Here is a 5,489-nt window from a genome sequence, read left to right on the forward strand (position 1 = left end):
ACCGCGAGCCCGACCGGGCCAAAGCACGTGACCTGATGACCCGCCTGATCGACTCCCTGAGCGGCGGTGTCCCGGCGCCCATGACCGAGCTCCGCACCCTCGGCCGCACGCTCAAGCGTCGCGCCGCCGACGTCCTGGCCTACTTCGATCGCCCCGGCACGTCCAACGGCCCCACCGAAGCCATGAACGGACGCCTCGAGCACCTACGCGGGTCCGCCCTCGGCTTCCGCAATCTCACGAACTACATCGCCCGATCACTCCTCGAGGTCGGCGGATTCAGACCTCGACTACACCCTGGATTCGGATGAGCCTGTTTCGTCTTGCCGTCGGGGCGCGGCAGCCGGATAGCAGAGCGCCGAGCGGTCAGACGACGCCGGCGGTCCCGAGCAGGACGCCGATGAGGTAGGTCGCGGTCAGGGCGAGCGCGCCGCCGAGGACCACCCGCACCGCGGCGCGCGCACGCGACCCGCCGCCGATGCCGGCCGCCCCGGCACCGGTGAGAGCGAGCCCGGTCAGCGTCGCGACGGAGGCGATCGGCACCCGCAGCTCCGGCGGGGGCAGCAGGATGGCCAGCAGCGGCAGCACCGCGCCGAGAGTGAAGGTCAGGAACGACACTATTGCCGCGTGCCAGGGGCTGGCTACGTCGGTGGCGTCGATGTTGTGGCGGGCCCGCAGGTGTGCGGCGAGCGGGTCGTGGGATGTGAGCTCGGTGGCCACCGTATGGGATGTCTGTGGGGAGATGCCCCGCTCCTGGTAGAGGCGGGCGAGGGCGTTGAACTGTGCTTCGGGGTCGGTGGCCAGGGCGCGTTGCTGTTCGGCGATGAGGTGCTTCTCGCTGTCCCGTTGGCTGCTCACCGAGACGTACTCGCCGAGCGCCATCGACACCGCGCCACCGATCGCGGCTGCGATTCCGGCGGTGGCGATGGGCCCGGTCGCGGTGGTTGCGCCGGCCACACCGACGACGACGGCGGCTGTGGAGACGATGCCGTCGTTGGCGCCCAGCACGCCGGCGCGCAGTCTGTTGAGTTTCTGTTCCAGTCCGCCGGGGGCGCGTTCGTCGTCCCCGCCGGTGCGTGCGGCGGCGCTCATGGTGAGGCTCCTTTCGTTTGCGGATCAGTTCAGGCAGGCGCACCAACAGCGTGTGGAGATCACCGAACCGCGCGAGCCCTTCTTGCGCGCAGGCGTCACCACGCCACTCCGGGTTCCTGGCCGGTGACATGACACCGTCCCGAGACGATCCTCGGGGCGGTGTCTGATGTGGGCCGGCTGGCTCGTCTCAGAATGCTGAGGGCTTAGCGGTGTAGCCGGCCTTGGCGACCGCGGCGACGATGTCCTCGACGCTGGCTTGCTCGGCGTCGTGGTCAGCCTCGATGCGGGAGGAGGCGAAGTGGACCTTGACCGATTCCACGCCGTCGAGCTTGCCGACGCGCTTTTCGATCTTGGCCACGCAGGAGGGGCAGGAGAAGCCCTCAGCACGCAGGATGGTGTGGGTCAGGGTCGGGGCGCTCATGTCGAGTTCCTTTCGTTCGATCCCTTGGGCTTGTTGGCTTTGACTTTACGGTTGCGGGTTGTCGCTCTCCATGACGTGCGTCAATTGACCGCACGCCGGTTCTCAGCCGCGTACCGGGCGTGCCATCGCGCCGGAGCCGCCGATGGTCACCAGGAGGTCCTGCACGTCCAGGCGGCTGGCGTCGTACTCCACCTGGACCCGGCCGGAAGCCAGGTCGACGTCGACGCCGTGAACGTCGCCGAGGCGGAACAGGTGGTCGGCGACGTCCACGCCACACGAGGGGCAATAGTCGCTGAGCTCGAAAACGATGCGGGTGCTGGTGCTGGTGCTGGTGCTCATGGTCAGGCCGTCTCGATGACGGTCTTGCCGGCCGCATGCCCGGCTTCGACGGCGGCCAGCGCCTGCCCGGCCTGCTGCAGCTCGTAGGTGGCGGTCACGTTGGGGTTCACGAGTCCGTACTCCACGACGCCGGTGATCTTGCCCAGCGCCTCGGGGTTGCGTTCGCGCACGGCGCCCCCGAGGTCGACGACGGCGGGGTCGGCGGCCGACACCACCCGCCCGGGCTCGGTGGCCAACGACGCGGCCTGGCGCAGGACGCCACCGCCGACGAGGTCGATGACCAGGTCCACGCCCTCGGGAGCCAGCTCTCGGACACGGTCGGCGAAGCCGTCCCCGGAGGCCACGAAGGTGGCACCGGTCGACTCGACGAGCTCGCGCTTGGCCTCGCCGGCCACGCCGATGGTGCGGAACTGATGCACGTTGGCGATCTGGGCTGCCATCAGGCCCACGCCCCCGCCGGCACCGAGGATGAGCATGGTCTGGCCGGGCTCGAGCTCGACCTGGTGGGTGAGGTCGTAGGCGGTGGTGCCCGCGACGGGCAGGGTGGCGGCGTCGGTGAAGGAGACCTCCTCCGGCTTGGCGACCGCCTCAGCGGCCCGCACGAGGGTGTGCTCGGCGAAGCCGCCGTTACCGGCCGGCACCCCGGCAAGGACCGGGTCGCCGACCCCGAACTGGGTGACGCCGTCGCCGACCGCGGTGACCACGCCGGCCACCTCCAGGCCCATCGCGGTTGGCAGCTGCCGGTCGGTGCCCAGATGGCCGGCGCGAATCTTCCAGTCGGCTGGGTTGACGCCGGCCGCCTTAACCTCCACGAGCAGCTCACCGGCACCGGGCTGGGGCACGGGCCGTTCCTGCAGCTCCTCGTGCTCTGGGCCGCCGAACTGGGTGAAGACGTAAACCTTGGACATTGTTCTTCTCTCTCTGTCTCTTCGCGGTCGAGGGGCCGGCCGGTTCTCCGGGGCCGGCCCCTCGGGAATCAGGCAGCGTGGGTGAGCGGCTGCTGAGCGGGCCGGGGTGCCGGTGCCGGTGGCTCGTGGCGGGCGTCGCGGTGGCGGCGCAGGAGGCGCATCGCGTTGACGATGACGACGAGCACCGAGAGCTCGTGGACGAGCATCCCGATGGACATGGTCACCCCGCCGAGGAGCACGCCGGCCAGCAGCGCAGCCACGGTCGCCAGGGCGATGGTGATGTTCTGGCGCATCACCCGCACGGTGCGCCGCGCGAGGGAGACAGCCTGGGGCAGCTTGAGCAGGTCGTCCTTCATCAGCGCGATGTCGGCGGTCTCGATGGCCACGCCGGTGCCGGCGGCGCCCATGGCGACCCCGATGTCGGCGGTGGCCAGGGCCGGGGCGTCGTTGACGCCGTCGCCAACCATCGCGACCGTGTAGCCCTCGCGCTGCAGCTCAGTGATGGCCGCGAGCTTGTCCTCCGGGAGCAGTCCGGCGCGCACCTCGTCCACGCCCACCTGCTCGGCCACGGCGCGGGCCACCCGCTCGGTGTCACCGGTGAGCATGAGGACCTTCTTCACGCCCGCGGCGTGCAGGCGGCGGACCATCTCCGGGGCGTCGGCGCGGATCTGGTCGGCCACCGCGACCACCCCGATGACCCGACGGTCCAGGGCGACCACCATGGGGGTGCGGCCCGCCGCGGCGAGCCGGTCGAGGACGGCGGAGGCGCCGTCGTCGACAATTCCCTCCGTGGCGAGCAGGGCGAGATTGCCCACGGCGACGCGGTGGCCGTCCACGGTGGCGAGGATGCCCTTGCCGGGCACCGGCTCGGTGGACTCAGGCAGGTCGCCGAGGACGAGGCCCTCGGTGCGGGCGGCGTAAATGATCGGCCGGGCAAGCGGGTGCTCGGAGCCGGCCTCGGCCCGGGCGGCCCAGGTGAGCACGTCGGCCCGGTCGAGGGAGTCGTCGAGGACGACGACGTCGGTCAGCTCGGGCCGGCCCTCGGTGAGGGTGCCGGTCTTGTCCAGGGCGACGGCAGTGATCTTTGCGGAGGTCTCCAGGTACTCCCCGCCCTTGACGAGGATGCCGTCCTTCGCGCCGCGGCCGATGCCGGCGACGATCGCCACCGGGATGGAGATGACCAGCGCCCCGGGGCAGCCGATGACCAGCAGCGTCAGCGCGAGCACGATGTCCCCGGTCACCAGGCCGAACACGATCGCCATGACGATGATCGCCGGGGTGTACCAGGCCGAGAAGCGGTCCATGAACGCCTGGGTCTTGGCCTTGGCATCCTGTGCCTCCTCCACCCGGTGGATGATGCGCGCCAGGGTGGTGTCGGCGCCCACGCCGGTGGCCTCGACCTGGAGGAACCCGCCGCGGGAGACGGTCCCGGCGAAGACCTGGTCGCCGTCGGACTTCTCCACCGGGATGGACTCACCGGTGATGGATGCCTCGTCCAGAGCGCCGTTCCCGCCGATGACGACGCCGTCGACGGGGACCTTCGCGCCGTTCTTCACCAGCACGGTCTCGCCCGTGGCGACGGCCGCCGCAGGGACGTCCACCTGCTCGCCGTCGCGCAGCACGATCGCGACGTCCGGGGCGACGGCCACCAGCTCCGCCAGCGCGGAACGCGTCTTGGTGAGTGTCGCGCTCTCCAGCGCGTGGCCGATGGCAAACAGGAAGGTCACCGCGGCGGCCTCCCAGTACTCCCCGATGATGACGGCGCCGATCGCTGCGACCGACACCAGCAGGTCGATCCCGATGACCTTCGCCATAAGCGCGCGGGCTGCCTTGATGACGATGTTCCATCCGGCCACGACGGCCGCGGCGACCATGAGGACATCGCCCCACACCGGTAAGCCGACGATCAACGAGGCAACGATCAGCAGGCCGCTGACCACCGGCACCGCCCAGCGGCCCCGCAACCACATCTGAACCCTGTTCATGCTTCTTCCCCTTCGTACGTCCGGCCCCCACATCAGGGCCACCGCACAAGACGTTACGAAGCGCGCCGCAACCTCACCATGACGCAGATCAATCAACCGCCACGGTGTGCTGCGCAGGGTGTACCCCAACGCAACGCGATCCGGACGCGTCGGAGGCGAGACCTGAAGATCTGGACAAGATGGTGAGACGACGTTGGCCTCGTCGCTGCACTTCACTGCAGGTCAGCGGCCTGCATCTGTGACAAGTCGGCCGAGAACCTACAACAATCGCGGTAGATTCCCACGGAACGTGGCGAGGGAGCAATGCGGTCGCTGGTGGGAGGCAAGATACTCCCGCTGGGGGATCCCTATACCGGAGCGTCGAGCCTGGCGACCTCTCTCGTTCGCTTTGGCTCCGTCAGAGACCGAACGCTCCTCCGCTGACGAGGATGACGATGCCGAGGCCGATCAGGACGATGGGGAACAGGATGTGTTCCCAGCGCTCGAGGACTTCAGCGATCGGCGGCCGGGTGGCAACGAACTTGGCGACTACGACCAGGACCGCGACGAGCGCGAGGAAGACGAGGCAGTAGGCGACCACTGCGATGGGTTCCACGCTGAGGAAGACGGGGACATAGACGCCGATGTTGTCTCCGCCGTTGGCGAAGGTGACTCCTGCGACGGTCCACGCGCTGACCTTCGTGCCCGTGACCTTGGCGTCATCGTCGTCATCGTCTCCGCGCCAGGCTTGCCATGCAGCCCAGAGAC

At 69.7% G+C, this 5,489-nt stretch carries 7 protein-coding genes; 1 reads left to right on the top strand and 6 read right to left on the bottom strand.

The features are described from left to right. Positions 1-308: transposase (locus DSZ44_RS17910; RefSeq protein WP_146237612.1), on the top strand; the 308-nt coding region annotated here is incomplete at its 5' end. A gap of 55 nt (positions 309-363) precedes the next feature. Here the strand turns inward: DSZ44_RS17910 and DSZ44_RS17915 are convergent. The 6 genes from DSZ44_RS17915 to DSZ44_RS17940 form a co-directional block, all read right to left on the bottom strand. Then, positions 364-1,089: a VIT1/CCC1 transporter family protein gene (locus DSZ44_RS17915; RefSeq protein WP_110853989.1), complete on the bottom strand. Its 726-nt coding sequence runs from the start codon at positions 1,087-1,089 to the stop codon at positions 364-366. A gap of 187 nt (positions 1,090-1,276) precedes the next feature. Next, positions 1,277-1,510, bottom strand: a complete 234-nt coding sequence (locus DSZ44_RS17920) for a heavy-metal-associated domain-containing protein (protein WP_110853990.1) — start codon at positions 1,508-1,510, stop codon at positions 1,277-1,279. Positions 1,511-1,612: 102 nt separating this feature from the next. Next, a complete protein-coding gene (locus tag DSZ44_RS17925; protein WP_110853991.1) occupies positions 1,613-1,849 on the bottom strand; it encodes a heavy-metal-associated domain-containing protein in 237 nt (78 codons plus the stop codon). A gap of 2 nt (positions 1,850-1,851) precedes the next feature. Beyond that, positions 1,852-2,757 (bottom strand): NADP-dependent oxidoreductase, encoded by a 906-nt coding sequence (locus DSZ44_RS17930; protein WP_110853992.1) that lies wholly within the window; start codon positions 2,755-2,757, stop codon positions 1,852-1,854. Between the two features lie 68 nt (positions 2,758-2,825). Further along, on the bottom strand, positions 2,826-4,742 hold the full coding sequence (locus tag DSZ44_RS17935) for a heavy metal translocating P-type ATPase (protein WP_110853993.1): 1,917 nt from the start codon (positions 4,740-4,742) through the stop codon (positions 2,826-2,828). Between the two features lie 397 nt (positions 4,743-5,139). Continuing rightward, a partial coding sequence (locus DSZ44_RS17940) for a cadmium resistance transporter (RefSeq protein WP_181424717.1) occupies positions 5,140-5,489 on the bottom strand: 350 nt, incomplete at its 5' end.

It is taken from the genome of Georgenia satyanarayanai (assembly GCF_900116375.1).
Classification (GTDB): domain Bacteria; phylum Actinomycetota; class Actinomycetes; order Actinomycetales; family Actinomycetaceae; genus Oceanitalea; species Oceanitalea nanhaiensis.

Coding starts and splice junctions, on each gene's coding strand:
- DSZ44_RS17925 (WP_110853991.1), bottom strand. CDS start 1,849: ATGAGCACCAGCACCAGCACCAGCACCCGCATCGTTTTCGAGCTCAGC.
- DSZ44_RS17915 (WP_110853989.1), bottom strand. CDS start 1,089: ATGAGCGCCGCCGCACGCACCGGCGGGGACGACGAACGCGCCCCCGGC.
- DSZ44_RS17935 (WP_110853993.1), bottom strand. CDS start 4,742: ATGAACAGGGTTCAGATGTGGTTGCGGGGCCGCTGGGCGGTGCCGGTG.
- DSZ44_RS17920 (WP_110853990.1), bottom strand. CDS start 1,510: ATGAGCGCCCCGACCCTGACCCACACCATCCTGCGTGCTGAGGGCTTC.
- DSZ44_RS17930 (WP_110853992.1), bottom strand. CDS start 2,757: ATGTCCAAGGTTTACGTCTTCACCCAGTTCGGCGGCCCAGAGCACGAG.